Consider the following 16,518-nt stretch of genomic DNA (forward strand, 5'->3'; position numbering starts at 1 on the left):
TTAGGCATTCCTGAGGAGGGTACCAAGGCCTGCTGTGATGCGTTTCTTTTTATCGGCATAGTATGCCGCTGTGGTGCTGATCTGGGCATGCCTGAGAACGCTCTGGGCGGCGAAGATGCCCTGTGTGCTGGCCAGAATAGCGCCAAGTTCCTTGCGGAGCTCGTGAAGCGGCTTGCGCGCGGTGATGCCCTGTTTACGCAGCCAGGTGTACAGAGTCTCAAAATCCGGGTCGCAGCGATAGTACACGCGACTGGTGTCGTGTTTGGGCTGGCGGGTGGACCCGATGACAAACGCCCCACTTGCTTTTGCCTTCCATCCTTGCAGCAAAGCCAGCAATTCAGCATCAATGTCAATCTCTCCGGAGCTGTCTTCGCTCTTGGGCTGGAAGTATTCGGTGCGCTCAATGCGGATAACGCCTTTGCCAAAATCAACTTGCGACCATGTGAGAAGGTCTATCTCACGTTTTCTCAGTCCACAGAGAAGCCCGAGACAGAAGATCTTGAAGGCTTCACCCTTCAACTCGGCCCTTGCCGCCTCGATCAACTCAACCGCGTTGATCTTACTCTTGTATGCTGTGCTTCCTTTCTTTGGCAGATGCACACCGACGAATGGCATGGGAGAGGGGAGCACAAGGTTGTCGCGTGCGTATTCCAGTGCCTTGTCGGAGAACAGTGAGCGTGCATTGCGTAGAATACTGGAGGCGGTGTTTTCTGCGCGTCTGCGGGCATCGGGCGCGGTGCCGGCTGCATTAATGTAAGCCACCTTCCATTTCTGGATGACGGCGGGGTTGATCGTTGAGAGGGGCATTGAATCGACTTTTGCGAGCCACGCCTTATTTCCGGCACCATGTTTGCGGCTCAGGTATTTTATCCGTCCCCGTCTGTCTTTCTTCGGGTTGCTCTGCTCGTCCAGTGCGGGTTGATCGCCGACACCCCCGATCTCAGCGACAAGCTGGCGCAGGCATCGGGCGTAAGTCGCGAAGGTCACGTTGCGAAAGCCCGCAGTTGATTGAACTTCGCTAATGAGGCCACCGATGGTGGAAAGTTTCTGACGTGCTGGTGTCTCGGGCTTGTGCTTCTCTAGCGCCGCTTCCCAGCCCAAAACTGAGACGTCCCCAAATATTGCGGCAGCTTTGGCTGCGGCTGCGTCCAAGTTTGATGTGCGGAGGGGGAAGGATTCGCGCCTGCCGTGACACTGAACTTTACAGGTTAGGAACGGGCTTCGCGCATCCTTGATGAGTTTTCGTGGCTGTTTCCAATAACGTGCGTCCGTCTTGCCGATGACTCGCGCTTTAGCGTTTGAATCGGACACTTTTCGGACACTTTTTAAGTCCGCCGCTGGCACCTTATGATTGCCAGTGTTCGTATCGAATGAGGCTGGAAGCCCTACAGAAACAGGGATGTGTGCGATCATGATGGAACATTAGCCATTATGACCAAACGCGCAATGACAAGACTAAGGATCTTGTGCCGAAAGGCTTAAGGGTTCGAGTCCCTTCCCGAGCACCACTCTTTGAAGTACAAAGAGTTACATTGGGTTGAGGAAAAACTGGCAAACTTCTGCTCCAAAAACTTGATGGCAGTCTGATGGTAGATTTTTTGCCCATCTTTCTTTCCAGAGCTACTGGCAGCCCTGAAGCGGTTGTGATGGAACTGATCGGCCATGGCTCCGAGCAGATGAGCGAGCATTACACCCACGCCGGCAGCGAAGCACTCAAGCAGGCTGTTGAATCGTTGCCGGATGTGAGCCTCAGCCGTTGATTTTCCGGCGGCGGAAGATCAGCGATACCAGGCCGAGCAGCAGGAGCATGCCGCGTGTTGGCTCCGGCACAACGACGGTGAGGGTAAGTGCGCCGCTGCCGGCCAAGTCGCTGATGTCCCAGAAGCCGATACCGGTGATGTCAGGCAGGTCGAGATTGCCCTCGTTACCTGCGGCGTTGGCACCAGTGCGCAGATTGGTGCCGGTGCTAAAGCCGCCAATTGTCAGTACACCGCTCCATTCGATGAGCGTGAAGCTGTTGCCCACGGCGGCGGTGTAGCCGCTACCGTTGACGAAGATATTGCTGAAGCTGTTGAGCGTGAGATCGCCGGTGATGTTGATCTTGTCGGCAGAGAGGTTTGACCCGGCGGTGGAGCCAAGGATCTGCAACTCCGCGACGGTAGAAGGCGTGGAGACGGGAACGAAGATCAGAGTGTTGGTGTTGAGCGTGCCGGTGCTGACACCACCGCTGTCGCCAGGTTTGATCGTGCCGAGGATCACCGTGGTCGTGCTGTCATCCACCGTTCCAGTGCCGGAGAGCACCGCGCCGGAACCGTTCACACTGACAGTTCCGGTGCCGGTCTTGCCTGATCCCGACTGGCCGACCTGCAAATTGCCGTCGCCTACAATGGTGGAGCCGGAGTAGGTGTTGGTGCCAGAGAGAACCATGGTGCCCGCGCCTTGCTTGGTGAGTGCGAGAGCGCGGGTGGAGCCGTTTTGAAGCACGCCGGCAAAGGTGTTTGACGTACTGTTGTCCACGGTGAGCGTGTCGGTGCCAGCAGAGCCGGAACCGCTTTCGACCACGGCGGAGCCCGGCGTCGCGTTGGTGCTGAGGCCGGAAACGGTCACGTTGTTGCCATTGAGCTGGAGCTTGGTGCCTGCGATGACGCCGGAGCCGAACGTCACACTGTTGGAATTGAGCCCGCCCGCATTGGTCAACTGCACGACACCGGCGTTGACCGTCAGGCCACCGGTGTAGGTATGACTGGCATTGAGAACCAGGGTGCCAGAGCCTGCCTTGGTTATCCCGCCGCTGCCTGTCACCGCGTTGGTAAGAGTGATGGTGTTGCCGTTGGTGTCAAAGGTGCCGCCACTCGATCCCAATGTGATGCCGCGATTGCTGCTGAAGGAGATGTTGCCGGTGGCCTTGATGCCGCCGCCGTTGAGGGTGATCTGGTCGGCGGTGAAGCTGCCTGGAGCTGTGCCAAAGATGCTTTCCCCACTGCCGGCGATAAAGCCGCCATTGATGCTGGTCTTGCCGGTGTAGGAATTAGCCTCACCAAAGGTCTGGGTGCCGCCACCCGTCTTGATCAGAGAGATTGCACCGGTGATCACGCCTGAATTGGCAGCCGTGCCCGAGCTGAAGCTATAGCTGCCGTTTCCACCGAGGGTGAGTGTTGCTGCGCCTGAAGAAGTGACGGTGTTTTTCGTAACCGCAGCATTAGTTCCGGCAACTGAATTCAATCCGGCGATCTGCTGGCTGCGCCCGTTGAGGTCGAGAATGCCAAGGTTGGCGCTCGCTGACTGGCCCAGGCTTACCGTGGTGCCTGTGGGAAGACGATCATTGCCCGTGGTGAGCTGGAGTGTGCCGTTGTTGATTGCTGTGTCCCCGGTGTAGGTGTTGACCCCGCCAAGAGCGAGCGTACCGCCGCCTTGCTTGGCCCACGCGCCAGTCTTGCCGGAAATGTCGGCGATCACGCCATCGTAGGTAAGCACGCCGCTACCAGGGGCGCTGATCGAGGTGCCAGCCGTGTCGCCCACGGTAATCGCGTGCGTGCTGGAGATGGCAAAGGAACCGCCGCTGACCGATGCGAAGCGTCCGCCATCAATGATGATGTTGTTGTTCACGTTGCCGAGGCTGCCATCGGCGCTGAAGCGCACTTCGCCGCCGGTGATTCGGAGATCGCCGGTGAAGGTGTTGGCCGTGCCTGTGATGTCGAAGCGCCCGGTGCCATTGGCGTTGGCGGCAAAGGTCAGGCCGTTGGTGGCGGTGTTGCTGATGATGGCACTAAAGGTCATGGTGCCGCCGTTGCCGAGCGTGAGAGTGCGCGTCGCATTGCCCAGCGACACGTTGTTGGCAAAGCTCAGGTTGGCCGTGTCGCTGGCCAATGCGACGTTGGCGGCCATTTCGCCAAACTGCACATTGCCCCCGATCACGATACCACCGCCGTATTGAGCATTCGACATGGAGAGGGTTGCGTTGGAAGCGACAACGCCGCCGTTGAGCGTGAGAACGTTCGTTGCGCCTCCACCCATGGCATTTGCGCCACGCATGATCACGGTGCCTGCGTTCACGGTGAAACCTCCGGCAAAAGTGTTACCGGTTAGAGCCATAACCCCTGCACCATTTTTGATGAATCCGGCAGTTAGAGAGTTGGTGATGCCCTGATTGGAGAAATCCAGAGTTCCGCCACTTCCCACATTGATCGTCCGAACTAGGCCCGCTGTTTGAAAGGTGTTCGTGTTGGCTGTGAAATTTACAGTTACACCGCTTGCCACGGTGATATTGCCCACGTTGACGGCCCCGCCCATGCCCGCGAATGAATAGGTGCCGGACGTGAAGCTCACCGCACGGTTTGGGGTGTAACCGCTGGTGTAAGGCGCTGCATCCGATGAGTTATTCCAGCGGGAGGTATTCCAGGATCCCGTATCTGAGGTGCTGGTGTAAGACTGCGCCTGGACACTGGTTAATCCGCAGACGAGGGCTAGCGCTATGGCGAAGGCGAGGGGCACCAGGCAGAAGCTCAGCGAACAGAACTGCCAAATGGTGCCCAAGCGAGACACAGCACCGCGAACGCTTGGAGAAAGGAATTTGGTTTGATGCATTGCCAGTTTGAATTGCGCGTCGGGGGGGGATTAGATCGCTTTAAACGCCTCCCCGCCTGACCAGCAGTGCTCCCGGCTGCCGACGCCACGCTCCATGAACGTCAAGCACACAACATATGGGTGTGTGAGGGGCGTGTGAGCGGCACTTGCAGCCGAGTCGTTATGTTTGCACTGAAAGAGGGGGAGGCTTTCATCGCGCCCCATCAATGCGCATCAACCACGCCAGCGCATGCGCTCCTGCGCAACATAAACGACACTGTGGAGGCTTTTAATGGGTCTCGATTTTTTCGCCTGTCATTTGGCAGCGCCGATTTCGCCTTTTTTGATCTGCCGAAACTTGTGAGCTGCTGCATCGGCCTCTTGCTCACCTAACGGCACGGTTTGGACAAACGCATTGTTGCCTGAAAAGCGCTGAAAATTGCTGCCTCGAAGCCCATGGCCACAGAGCGAAGGATTATGGGGGATGAACCTGGGAACGTTGGTGCGCCCTCATTTCACCAGCAGGGATTGAATCGGAATCACCGCCAGTTCCGCGCTGTTGTGGTTGCCACGACGGCCACCGCCGTTGGAGTAGCCGATGTAGAGTTTGCCTTCTTGCTCGGTGGCGCAGGGGTAGGAGAGGGAGGCATTGTCTGCGACATCGCCGGGGCCCTGGGGGAAGACGGAGGGGCGGATGATGAAGACTTGGCTGAGCACGGATGAGCCGGGCTTGCTGACGGCGATGGTCAATGGCGTGCGGCGGCCACCGCTGTCTGCGGTGGTGGTGCAGACGAGGTAGCGCTGGCCGGTGCTGAGCATGCCGGCGGAGGGCTTGGAGGTGGCCATGGGCAGATTGCTCGGCGCGGTGGTGCTCCAGGTGCGGCCGTGGTCTTTGCTGACGGAGATGAGCGCCTGGGGTTTGGCACCGTAGCGGGCGATGTTGGTGATGCTGGCGCCATCGACGATGACGGTGGATTCGCCCCACATGTTGAGCCCTTCGGCGGCGGGGATGACGACGAGATCCCATTTCGTGAAATCTGCGCCATGGCTGATGGCGACGGCGGCGTGGTGGCCGTGACCGACGCTGATGCCGGACATGATCCAGTTGCCGTCGGTCATTTTTACCGGCTCCTGCAGGGGCCAGAAGCCGCCCTGAATGACGGTGCCCTGGCTCTCCCACTTGCCAGTGGTTTCATTGAGCCGGTAGGCGCGGGTGTGGACTTTGCTGCTGTCGATGTCGGTAAGGTGGTGGCCGTAGAAGGAGCCGTGAAAGGCCCAGAGTGCGCCTTCGTGAGAGAGGAAGACGCCGTGGCTGACGGCGTGGTCGTCTGACTCGCCAGCGCCGATGGTGAAGGTGTCGGCCCAGGTGCGGCCGCCATCGCTGCTGATGCGTCCGCGTGCCTGCTCGCCGGGGGTGTTTTCTTCACCTTTGTTGTGACCGAAGGAGGCATACAACCTGCCTTTGTGCCAGCCGAGGCCGACGCCGTGGAGCCAGATGTAGCCGTCTTTTTCAGGTGCATGTGGCTGGATGACATGAAATACCACGCCGTCCAGCACGGGTGCCTCGGCGGCTTTGGGCAGCTTGGCGGTGGCATCCCACAAAGGGGTCTCGGAAGGGGCGATGGGCTTGGGAACTTCCTGGGTGGCGGTGACGGGCTGGTAGGTTTTGGCGACCTCTGTGGCGGTGAGGACGCGGGAGATGTAGCGTGCGTCATCCACCGCGCCGTGAAGCTGCTGCATGAGGCGGTCGCCATCCCACACACCGCCGAGGGTGATGGGGGCATGCGTGGAGGGCAGAGGTTTGCTGATGGGTGTCTCGCCGACGGGCTGGCCATTGAGATACAGCACGGCCTGGGTGGCGGAGACGGTGAGGGCGACGTGGTGCCAGTGGCCGGCCTGCAGCAGGGGCTTGGCGGTGATGGTCCGCCACTTGTCCTGCTGAAGGTAGGCGCGCAGGATGCCGCCCTCTTCGACCGCGAGGCTCCACTGGCGCTCTTTGAGTGAGTAGCGGTTTTTGGCGGCAATGATTTGCTGGCCTGCATCCAAGGCGTGCGGATTCAGCCACACGGAGAAGGTGAAGCCGTTTTCGCCATTGAGCGTGGCGGTGTCCTTGAGTTCGATGACGGATTTGCCATCGAGAACGAGTGATTTGCCATGCGCACCGGGGACGACTTTGGGCCTGCCACCGTGGAGCTGAATGGTGGCATCCACGGCATCGAGCGGCCAGGTTTGTGCTGTGACAGGCGTGGTTTTGTTCGCCAGCACGCTGGCATCAGCGGCATGCAGAGCTGGCATGAGGAGCGGCACGCAGAAGCAGAAGGCGGAGAAACGGATCATGAAGGGAGGAGCTGGAGGCAGGCAAGGCGAGTGAATGCGGCGCGGGTTCGTGGCGCATGGAGGTAGAACGCCTGACATGCCATGCCGCTTGCACCCGGTTACGAGAGGAGGCGATGGCTGCATGAGCGAGCCGCTCCTAGGTGGCTGCGACGAACTCGTTCATCGGATGTTCGCGAAGCTGCTCCGGTGAACCGATTTGCTGGATGGCCCCTGTGTGCAGAACGACGAAGCGAGGCGGGCCGGTGCGAGGGCGCACCGGTGCCTGCGCTTCAAACGTTCCCGGTAATGGGGGTTAGAGATTCGGGGCGTAGGACTGCAGCTGGCGGTAGCGTGCGAGGATGGTTTTGACGGCGACCACTGTGGCAGAAACCTGAAGGGGCATGGGAGCCAGAGACGGAGTTTCAAAGACAATCTCCAGGGCCGAGGAGGACTGGCCTGGAGGTGCGGTGAGCATGCCGAGGTAGCCTTCGCGAATGATGCCTCTGTCGGCGAGGAAGCCATCGATGACCTGAGAGTCATTGCGCGGAAGGATCTTGGATGCGGCGCGAAGTGCGGGCTTCAGCAGATGCTCGCTGAGGAATGAACCGCCGACAAAGCCGTAGACGCCATCGCTGTCCGTATCTGAGTGCAGCGAGATGATGCCGTCGTATTTTTCACGGCGCAGCTCGCCTTCGAGGTACTGGATTTCAGGCTCGTCGGATTCATTCCAGAACTGACGGTTCAGGTCAATGCCGCTGCCGGAGTGCCGGGTGCGAGACCGGCGGCCGGTGGGATTGCACACTGGATAGATGTGGAGCTCGTAGTCGTGGAGTTCGACCGGTTGCTCGGAGGCCCAGCGGATGAGGTCAAAGGCGGCAAGCGTGCCTGCTTCTTCATCGCCATGAATGCCGGCGAAGATGGCGAACTTGAAGCCATAACCGGGATTGACCGGCTTGGAGATGATCTTTGGAATGAAGATGCTGCGCTCGATTTCGGGCGTGGGCTCACGCAGCACGAAATGACGGCGGCGGATGAGAGGGCGGGGGATGCTGTCCCCGGTGTAAGTGAGAGATGATGGCAGGGCTGACATGGTGTTTTAGGATCCAACTTTGTTGCGGGCTTCGTCTGCGAGGGCGGTGGACAGGTAGCGTTCACCGGTGCTACATCCCACGGTGACGATGAGCTTGCCGGCATTCTCCGGTCGTGCCGCGACCTGCAGAGCGGCCCAGACATTTGCCCCGGTGGAGATGCCCACCAGCAGACCCTCTTCACGGGCCAGACGCTGCGCGGTGCGGATGGCGTCCTCGTTGCTGACCTTGATGACTTCATCGAGGATTTTGATGTTGAGATTCTTCGGCACAAAGCCCGCGCCGGTGCCCTGGATTTTGTGCGGCCCTGGCACCACGGGCTCGCCATTCAGAGTCTGGGTGATCACCGGGGATGCCGCGGGCTCCACCGCGATGGATTTGAAGTCCGGCTTGCGCGATTTGATCACTTCGCTCACGCCGGTGATCGTGCCGCCGGTACCGACGGCGGCGACGAAGATGTCGATCTTGCCTTCGGTGTCGGCCCAGATTTCTTCCGCCGTGGTTTTGCGATGGATCTCGGGATTGGCCGGATTTTCAAACTGCTGGGGAATCCAGGAGTTCGGCGTGGTGGCGTGCAGTTCGTTGGCTCTTTCAATGGCACCCTTCATGCCTTTGGGGCCGGGGGTGAGTTCGAGCTCGGCACCCAGCAACGCCAGCAGTGTGCGGCGTTCCAGGCTCATCGTTTCAGGCATGGTCAGGATGAGGCGGTAGCCTTTGGCGGCGGCCACAAAAGCCAGCGCGATGCCGGTGTTGCCGGAAGTGGGCTCGATGATGGTGGTTCCAGGTTTCAAGGTGCCATCAGCCTCCGCGGCTTCGATCATGGCTCGGCCGATGCGGTCTTTCACGCTGCCGAGGGGCTCTTTGAACTCGCCCTTGAGCGCGATCGTGGCATTCACGCCTGCGGACAGGCGGTTGAGCTTGATGAGCGGGGTTCGGCCGATGGTTTCAACGATGCTGGTATAGTAGGACATGGCAGGAATCGGTGTTAGGGATGGTGAGTTGAATTGAGTCCGACCTCAGGCTGGAATTACTTTCTGGTTTGAGTGATCAGGTGTTCAACTGACAGGCGGGTCTTTTCGGTGCTTTCGACCTGTGTGACGCGGCCTTCATGGACGATGATCTGAACGGAGCCGAATCTCAGCGCAGAGACCTTCTGTTTGACGATGTCGACCCAGGACTCGACTTCAACTTCTGGGGTTTGCTGAGACATGGGTGAGAAGGAGTGGTGTGTGTGGAGTTATGCCTGCGTGAGGAACTGACAAGTGTGTGTGGAAAGTATTATTCGTGAATATACACTGCGCAAGTAGGATTAAAGGTTTTTTGCGGACATTTGCAGGCCGCATGCCGCCATGCCAGCTGCTTAAAGGTGCGAGGAGGGGGGATGGGTTTGTCTTTCGCGCTATGGAGTGTTCACCCCATTGTGGGGGCTGGGGTGGGGAGGCATGCTGGGGGCTAATATGATGAAAAAGCGTGTTTGCGGTCTTGTTCTTGGCGCGTTGGTGATGATGGTTTTCGATGGCTGTGCCTCGCCACAGGAGCGGCGGCTGAAGCATGCACGCGAGCATGCGTTCATCAGCTACTGGCCGGCATCTGCACAGGGGCAGGGGCTGCGGCTGGCGGTGAAGGACAACATCGACATGAAGGGACGGGTGACATCGGCGGGGTCTGAGTTTGTGGCGAAGAACAGTCCTCCGGCGGTGCGCGATGCGCCGTGTCTGGCGCTGGCTCGGGAACGAAATGTGGAGATCGTGGGCAAAACGAATCTGACGGAGTTTGCGGTGACGGTGTCCGGTGAGAACCGCTATTTTGGCACGCCTAAAAGCCGGCTGGATGGGAAGCACGATGGGATTCCTGGCGGCTCATCGAGCGGGTCTGCGATGGCGGTGGCCACTCACATGGCGGATGTGGCATTGGGCACGGACACGGGCGGATCGATCCGTGTGCCGGCGGCCTGCTGCGGTGTGTATGGACTGAAGACGACCTTTGGTCTGGTTTCCACGAAGGGTGTGTTTCCGATCTCGCCGAAGCATCTGGACACGGTGGGGCCGCTGGCGCGAAACATCGGCGATCTGGCGCAGGGGATGGATTTGCTGCAGCGTGGGTTTGCGGGGAAATACCGGGAGGCGGTGGCGGACAAACCGCTGGCGCGACACATCACGATCGGGCGGCTGTATTTGAGCGGGACTGATTCGGCGATTGATAAGGCGATCGACGCGGAGCTGATCGCGAGGCATTTCAAGATCGTGCGACTGAGCAGGGACTTCGAGAAGAAATGGCGTGCTGCGGAGAAGGACGGCAAGGTGGTGGCGCTGGGGGATGCGTGGTACAACGATCAAAAGTACGCGAACCAAAAAGGCGTGAGCCTGCTGACGAAGCTGGTGCTGGCGAAGGGTGAGTTGGATTACAATTTTGGCTATGCTGGGGCGGTGAAGCGCAAGGCTGCGTGGCAGCGTGAACTGAAGGAGCTTTTCAAGCGGGTGGATTTCATTGCGGTGCCGACGCTGCAGGGACTGCCGCCGAAAATGCCCTTCTGGGGGTCTGATGTGGTGTTTGAGCTGCGGGTGTTTGATATGCAGAACACGGTGGCGGTGAACTATGCGGGCAATCCTGCGCTGGCCATTCCGATCTCGATGCCGCCCCAGGGCAAGACCACTCCCGTGACCAGCCTGCAACTTGTGGGTCCGCGACTGAGCGAGGCTGCGCTCTTGAATGCGGGCCGATTGATTGAACGCCCCAACTAATCTTATGTACTTATCTTCCCTCTGCCGAACCACTGTCTATACCGCAGCCCTGCTGCTTACTTGTACGATCAGCCATGCGCAAAGTGTGGCTGAGTTGATGCGAAGTGGCGATGTCCATGATGTCCAATTTAAAGCGGCTGATGCGCTGCGGTACTATCTGCCAGCGGAGAAACTGGAACCTGCGAATGTGACCTTGCTGGTGCGCATTGCGCGGCAGTACCGACATCTGATGTCTGACGCGGGCACGGGTGCGGAGAAGCTCAAGATCGGTGCGGTGGCGCTGGACTACGGTAAGCGTGCGGCCAAGCTGGGGCCGAATGATTCGGATGCGCAGATCTCACCGGCGATCACTTACGGACGCATGCTGCCGTATCAGGGGAACAAGGAGCAGGTGGCGGCGACACCGCTGATCAAAGCGGCGGCGGACCGGGCGATCGCGCTGAATCCGCGCAATGATGTGGCCTGGCACGTGCTGGGCAGGTGGCATCAGGTACTGGCCAATGTGGGCACGCTCAAACATCTGCTGGGTGGACTGATTTACGGCAAGCTGCCGACGACGACGAATGAGGAGGCGGTGCGGTGCTTTGAGCGTGCGATTGCGATCAATCCGCGGCGCCCACGGCATTTCATCGAGCTGGGGCGGACGTTTGCGCACATGGGGAAGACTGCGGAGGCGCGGAAGTATATCACAAAGGGGCTGACGATGCCCGATATGGAGAAGGATGATGCGGAGGTGAAGGCGCTGGGGAGGGAGGAGTTGGGGAAGCTTCCGTGAGGGGGGGGGAAGGTTATCGCATTTTGTAATATTTTATAGCCTGTGGAGTTTAGGATCCGAAGGCTGGGCCGGAGACCATGGGGCGCGGGACACGGCTTCCTGCGGCGCAATGGCGGAGCAGACGCTGCTGGTGCCCGGCGTCGTGTGGAGGTGTTCTGGGTTTGCTTCCCGGATTGGCTGGCATAACCCAGGGGAGCACTCGCTAAAGCTCGGCCCCCCTGGGCTGAAATACGGAAGGCCGTTGGCCTTCAAGACAAGGAAGGAATTCTGTGATGCAAGTCTCAACAACTGAGAGCCATTCATGCTGAAGGTGTTTGCGGAGTGCTGCGGAATAAATTCCGCGCTCCGCAGTCTGCTGGAGCAGAGGTTTGAGATCAACCTACACTTTACTTGGAGCGGAGGTGGGGAGATCGGCGAGGGTGCCGTCGATGAAGGTGTGGTGCCAGAGCTGGGTGGCGACGACGGCGGCGAGGCCCATTTCGACGGAGAGGCGAGGGAGGGAGCCGACGCGGAGTTCGCGGAAGGCTTTCCGCCAGTGGCGCACCTGGGCGATGTCGAAGTAGCCGGTGCGGCGCAGGGATTCTTCGCTGAGAAGTTCACCGACGAATTTGGGCTCGGGGGCGATGTGGAAGCTGTCGAGCGGGGCGCGGAAGATGACTTTTTGCCTGCGGGCGATCTCTTTCGGCAGCCAGCGTTCGGCGACGAGGCGCAGGAGATGTTTGTCGCGGAAGCCGTTGAGTTTCCACTGCGGGGCGAGCTTGGAGGTGAAGTCGAACACGTCTTCGTCGAGGAAGGGGTAGCGGACTTCGACGGAGGAGTGCATGGCCACGCGATCTCCTTTGGCTTGAAGCAGATGACCGGCGAGGGTGACACGTGCGCCGACCCAGAGGCTGCGATTGAGCGGGGTCCAGTGCTTGGCGCGGTCGAGATTCATGCCGAGACTTTCCCAGGGGCGTGCGGTGGCAAGGACTTCGCGCATGGGCTCGCCGTAGAAGCGGAGCTTGGAGAGGGCGAGCACGCCGTAGCTGTCGATCCAGGCATTGGGGCCGCCGACGGCGTCCTCCCACATCTTGCGGCTGGTGGCGGGATAGTGCGGGACTTTGTTGAGGCGGAGAAAGGCGCGGCGTGCCATGTCGCTCAGGCGCAGGCCGGGGATGGCATCGAGAGTATTGAAGATCTTGGCAATCTTGTACCAGGGATAGCCTGCGAGCCATTCGTCTGCGCCTTCACCGGTGAGGACGACTTTTTGTCCGCAGGTATGGACGCGCCGCGCAAGCATGAGCAGCGCGGCGCAGGAGGTATCGATGACCGGCGCTTCGGCGGCGTGGATGAGCTGGGGGTACATATCCAGGGCATCGCTGGCGCGAAACTCCTGAACGATGGGGGGCTTGGTGCCGATGTGTTTGGCGGAAAGATTGGCGGCGCTGAGTTCATCAAGCTTCGGATCGTCCACACGGATGGTGTAGGTGTTGATGGACTCGCCTTTGAGCTTGCAGGCCATCGCGACGATCATGCTGGAGTCGAGACCGCCGGAGAGGTAGGCACCGACGGGGACATCAGCGCGCAGGCGTTTTTCGACGGCTTGGAGGAGTAGGCTTTCAAACTCATCGACGAGTTTGGTTTGATCAGCATTGGGGTCTTCATCGCCCTGATTGGGGAAATCCATTTCCCAGTAGGTGTGCTCCTTGATGGGATCCGCCTGACCGGGGGTGATCTGCAGGTAGTGGCCTGCGGGAAGGAGATGGATGCCGGCGAAGCACGTCGTCGGTCCGGGCATGGCGCCGAAGGTGAAGATGTGATCAATGCCGTTCAGATCTGCCTGCGGAGTCACCATACCAGAAGCTAGCAGGCCTTTGATCTCGGAGGCAAAGAGCAGCCAGTCGCCCTGGCGCGTCCAGTACAAGGGAGAGATGCCGAAGCGGTCACGACCGAGGGTGAGCTGATGCCGAGGGACATCGTACAGGGCCACGGCGAACTGGCCGCGCATGCGCTCGAACATGGCTTCGTGACTTTCCTCCCAGAGATGCGGGATGATCTCGGTGTCGCAGTGGGTGTGCAGGACATGGCCGCGCGAAACGAGGTCTGATCTCTTTTCGGGGAAATCAAAGAACTCGCCGTTGAAGACGGTGTAGGCGCTCTGGTCTTCATTGCACATGGGCTGCTGACCATCGGCGAGGCCGACAATGCTGAGACGACGTGAAGCGAGAGAGACGCCGGGTCGCTGGAGGAAGCCTTCTTCATCGGGGCCACGGTGAGTCAAGGCGCGAGCCATGCGTTCGACGACACCTTCAGACACCGAACGCCTTCCGGCCAGATCCATGATACCAGCAATGCCACACATATGCGGCTGTTATCGCTGCGTTTGGGGTAGGGAAGCAATCGCTAACTGGCTAGGTAGGGTAAGACCCCATCGGGGTGCCCGGGAACTGACAGGATCATTTCCATCGCGCCTGCATCCTGGCTTCAAAGCGCTTCAGCAGTTCGGCATCGGCGCGGAAGGTTGTTTGCCTCAGATCGTCAAGCAATTCGATGCCATTGCAGAGCCGACGTTCATCGGCGAGGTCAATCAGGTTGAGGGTGCCAACAGCCAGGAGGCCGCGTGTTTCCGCCGCCATCATGCCGCGACGTTCGTCCATCAGAACCACTTTCAGCCGTTGCTCCAGCGCGAGGCTGATGGCCTCCGTTTCACCTTTGCCGAGCTGTACAGTCTCATCCAGATGACGGACCTGCACGACCCGCAGCCAGGCAGGTGGCGTTTGAAGCCAGCGCTCCACGGCTTCAGGAGCTTTGGGATGACGAAGCTCCGCGAGCACAGCCGAGGGGATCAAGACTTCTCCAAAGAGTGAACCGAGAATGTCGGTGCGTCCGATCAGGATGAGATAATTGAGCGGCGTGGTGTCCGCCACGACCACGCTGGTCGAGTTCATGCCTGCAAGAATGAACGCAACTTTTCAGAACTGTCCTCAAGCTCCTCCCAGGAGGGCTGCTGCTCTGCGCCCTGACGCTTGAAAAAAGACTCCGCCTCGTGAAAACCGAGCCCCAGCATTTCCGCAGCCTGACCGCGTGAAAGCCTGCCTTCACGATAGCTCTCGGTGATCAGCATTTCACGCGCGCGCCCGGCGGCGTCAGCCGTGTCGAGGCCGAGCAGGCGCTTCCAGGCATCGGGTAGTTCGAGAACAATTGTCATGCTGGAAATTACCTTTTTCGGAACTGACCGCAAGCGGGCACTTGTTCATGCGATCAGCCTGAAGGGTAGGGTTTTACCCCATGGTGATGAACGGGGGTTAGGGATTAAAGGATTGGACTGCCGCTGCAGGTCAGCGGTGAAAGACGGACCCATGCAGCGGGACCGTAAACTTTTTTCCATATCACACATGCCCACACTCAATCATTCCTCTCCGTCTCTGCCGCCAGCACTGCCCATCTTAAACAAGGAGAGTGTGGCCATCATCGGGATCGGCTGCCGATTCCCTGGTGGGGTGAATGACGCGGAGTCGTTCTGGAAGCTGCTGGAGGAAGGGCGCGATGCGGTATGCGATGTGCCGGCCGACCGCTGGAATGTGGAGCGTTTTTATGATGCGGAGCCGGGCATCGTGGGCAAGACGGTGGCCAAGCGCGGGGGCTTCATCGACGGCATCGACCAGTTTGACCCGCAGTTCTTCGGCATCTCGCCGCGTGAGGCGCCTTACATTGATCCGCAGCAGAGGCTGCTGCTGGAAACGGCGTATGAGGCGATCGAGGATGCTGGTCTTGTGCTGGATCTCGACAAGGGCACGGACATTGGTGTGTTCGTCGGCATTTCGCACAATGATTACCAAGGACTGCAGCACACTTCGACGGATCGGGCAGGCATCAGCGCGCATACGCCGACGGGCAGTGCGCACAGCATCGCGGCGAACCGCATTTCGTATTGTTTGAATCTGACCGGGCCGAGCATTGCGATGGACACGGCGTGTTCATCCGCGCTGACGGCGGTGCATGTGGCGTGCGAGCACATTTTGGACGGACGCTGCAAAACGGCGATGGCGGGCGGTGTGACGGTGATGATCACGCCGGATGGATTCATCGGATTTTCACAGGCGGGGATGCTTTCGCCTGAGGGCAAATGCAAGGCCTTCGATGCTTCGGCGAATGGTTTCGTGCGCGGTGAAGGCGCGGGCATGGTGCTGCTGAAAAAACTCTCTGACGCCATCGCGGATGGTGATCCGATCCATGCGGTGATCATTGGATCTGCGGTGAATTCAGACGGGCATACGAATGGCATCTCGCTGCCGAGTCCGGAAGCGCAGGCCAATCTGGTGCATGATGCGTGTGTGCTTGCGGGTGTGGCGCCCGAACAAATCGGCTATGTGGAAGCGCATGGCACGGGCACTGCGGTGGGAGATCCGATTGAAGCGCATGCACTGGCCGAGGCCTTGTGTGCAGAGCGTGCGGAGGATTCGCCGCTTATCATTGGCTCGGTGAAGACGAATCTGGGACATCTGGAGACGGCATCGGGTGTGGCCGGGATCGTCAAGGCGGCGCTGGTGCTCAAGCATGGTCGTATTCCGGCAAGTTTGCATTTTGAAACGCCGAGTCCGCACATTGATTTCAGTGCGCTGAAGCTGCGCGTGCCGGTGGCGAGTGAGGAGTTTCCGAACACGGGCGCGATGCGTCTCGCGGGTGTGAACTCCTTTGGCTTTGGTGGATCCAATGCGCATGTGATTTTGTCTGAGGCACCGAAGCAGGCACCGCGTGCGCATGTGACTCCCAGCAACAATCGCGCATGGCCACTGACACTTTCTGCACGCTCCGAGAAGGCGCTGCAATCCGCCGCGTGGCAGCTGAGTGTGTGGCTGGACGAGCATTCGAAGTTGAACGGGAGCTCACCGCTGCTGCCGGACCTCACGTACATGCTGGGTGCGCGGCGCAATCATCACTCATACCGTCTGGCGCTGACCGCGCGGACGCTGGGCGAAGTGGTGCAGGAGCTCAGCGCTTTTGCGTCAGGTCAACCCGGGCCGCGCATGCGCAGCTCTTTTACGCCCCGGCCCGA

Annotated in this window: 12 protein-coding genes; 3 read left to right on the forward strand and 9 right to left on the reverse strand. The window is 59.8% G+C overall.

Going from position 1 to position 16,518, the window contains the following annotated elements:
- The 6 genes from xerC to ACIREA_RS10780 form a co-directional block, all read right to left on the reverse strand.
- On the reverse strand, nt 1-1,413 hold the full coding sequence (gene xerC / locus ACIREA_RS10755) for a tyrosine recombinase XerC (protein WP_397382271.1): 1,413 nt from the start codon (nt 1,411-1,413) through the stop codon (nt 1-3).
- Nucleotides 1,414-1,749: 336 nt separating this feature from the next.
- Nucleotides 1,750-4,491 (reverse strand): beta strand repeat-containing protein, encoded by a 2,742-nt coding sequence (locus ACIREA_RS10760; protein ID WP_397382272.1) that lies wholly within the window; start codon nt 4,489-4,491, stop codon nt 1,750-1,752.
- Nucleotides 4,492-5,073: 582 nt separating this feature from the next.
- A complete protein-coding gene (locus ACIREA_RS10765) occupies nt 5,074-6,900 on the reverse strand; it encodes a LamG-like jellyroll fold domain-containing protein (RefSeq protein ID WP_397382273.1) in 1,827 nt (608 codons plus the stop codon).
- A 292-nt stretch (nt 6,901-7,192) separates the two neighbouring features.
- Nucleotides 7,193-7,969, reverse strand: coding sequence for a succinylglutamate desuccinylase/aspartoacylase family protein (locus ACIREA_RS10770; RefSeq protein WP_397382274.1), 777 nt, complete (start codon nt 7,967-7,969; stop codon nt 7,193-7,195).
- 6 nt (nt 7,970-7,975) lie between these two features.
- Nucleotides 7,976-8,938 carry a cysteine synthase A gene (gene cysK, locus ACIREA_RS10775; protein WP_397382275.1) on the reverse strand — a complete coding sequence of 321 codons (963 nt, stop codon included), beginning with the start codon at nt 8,936-8,938 and terminating at the stop codon, nt 7,976-7,978.
- A gap of 56 nt (nt 8,939-8,994) precedes the next feature.
- Nucleotides 8,995-9,177 (reverse strand): YezD family protein, encoded by a 183-nt coding sequence (locus ACIREA_RS10780; protein ID WP_397382276.1) that lies wholly within the window; start codon nt 9,175-9,177, stop codon nt 8,995-8,997.
- A gap of 232 nt (nt 9,178-9,409) precedes the next feature.
- Here ACIREA_RS10780 and ACIREA_RS10785 point away from each other — a divergent pair, with 232 nt between their 5' ends.
- Both ACIREA_RS10785 and ACIREA_RS10790 read left to right on the forward strand, forming a co-directional pair.
- Entirely contained in the window at nt 9,410-10,708 is a 1,299-nt protein-coding gene (locus tag ACIREA_RS10785) for an amidase (protein ID WP_397382277.1), read from the forward strand.
- A gap of 4 nt (nt 10,709-10,712) precedes the next feature.
- Nucleotides 10,713-11,483, forward strand: coding sequence for a hypothetical protein (locus tag ACIREA_RS10790; protein ID WP_397382278.1), 771 nt, complete (start codon nt 10,713-10,715; stop codon nt 11,481-11,483).
- Nucleotides 11,484-11,862: 379 nt separating this feature from the next.
- Here the strand turns inward: ACIREA_RS10790 and asnB are convergent, their stop codons facing one another.
- The 3 genes from asnB to ACIREA_RS10805 form a co-directional block, all read right to left on the reverse strand.
- Nucleotides 11,863-13,824, reverse strand: coding sequence for an asparagine synthase (glutamine-hydrolyzing) (gene asnB / locus ACIREA_RS10795; RefSeq protein WP_397382279.1), 1,962 nt, complete (start codon nt 13,822-13,824; stop codon nt 11,863-11,865).
- Nucleotides 13,825-13,918: 94 nt separating this feature from the next.
- Nucleotides 13,919-14,410 (reverse strand): DUF3368 domain-containing protein, encoded by a 492-nt coding sequence (locus tag ACIREA_RS10800; protein WP_397382280.1) that lies wholly within the window; start codon nt 14,408-14,410, stop codon nt 13,919-13,921.
- Nucleotides 14,407-14,670: a UPF0175 family protein gene (locus ACIREA_RS10805; RefSeq protein ID WP_397382281.1), complete on the reverse strand. Its 264-nt coding sequence runs from the start codon at nt 14,668-14,670 to the stop codon at nt 14,407-14,409. Before ACIREA_RS10805 ends, ACIREA_RS10800 begins: the two co-directional genes overlap by 4 nt.
- 187 nt (nt 14,671-14,857) lie before the next feature.
- On the opposite strand from ACIREA_RS10805, the gene ACIREA_RS10810 reads away from it, so the two are divergent.
- A partial coding sequence (locus ACIREA_RS10810; RefSeq protein WP_397382282.1) for a type I polyketide synthase occupies nt 14,858-16,518 on the forward strand: 1,661 nt, incomplete at its 3' end.

Origin of the sequence: Prosthecobacter sp., assembly GCF_044373815.1 — a bacterium.
Taxonomy (GTDB): Bacteria; Verrucomicrobiota; Verrucomicrobiia; order Verrucomicrobiales; family Verrucomicrobiaceae; genus Prosthecobacter.

Excerpts from the sequence above, each read along its gene's own strand:
- xerC (WP_397382271.1), bottom strand. The coding sequence starts at position 1,413 with ATGATCGCACACATCCCTGTTTCTGTAGGGCTTCCAGCCTCATTCGAT.
- ACIREA_RS10765 (WP_397382273.1), bottom strand. The coding sequence starts at position 6,900 with ATGATCCGTTTCTCCGCCTTCTGCTTCTGCGTGCCGCTCCTCATGCCA.
- ACIREA_RS10770 (WP_397382274.1), bottom strand. The coding sequence starts at position 7,969 with ATGTCAGCCCTGCCATCATCTCTCACTTACACCGGGGACAGCATCCCC.
- cysK (WP_397382275.1), bottom strand. The coding sequence starts at position 8,938 with ATGTCCTACTATACCAGCATCGTTGAAACCATCGGCCGAACCCCGCTC.
- ACIREA_RS10780 (WP_397382276.1), bottom strand. The coding sequence starts at position 9,177 with ATGTCTCAGCAAACCCCAGAAGTTGAAGTCGAGTCCTGGGTCGACATC.
- ACIREA_RS10785 (WP_397382277.1), top strand. The coding sequence starts at position 9,410 with ATGCTGGGGGCTAATATGATGAAAAAGCGTGTTTGCGGTCTTGTTCTT.
- ACIREA_RS10790 (WP_397382278.1), top strand. The coding sequence starts at position 10,713 with ATGTACTTATCTTCCCTCTGCCGAACCACTGTCTATACCGCAGCCCTG.
- asnB (WP_397382279.1), bottom strand. The coding sequence starts at position 13,824 with ATGTGTGGCATTGCTGGTATCATGGATCTGGCCGGAAGGCGTTCGGTG.
- ACIREA_RS10800 (WP_397382280.1), bottom strand. The coding sequence starts at position 14,410 with ATGAACTCGACCAGCGTGGTCGTGGCGGACACCACGCCGCTCAATTAT.
- ACIREA_RS10805 (WP_397382281.1), bottom strand. The coding sequence starts at position 14,670 with ATGACAATTGTTCTCGAACTACCCGATGCCTGGAAGCGCCTGCTCGGC.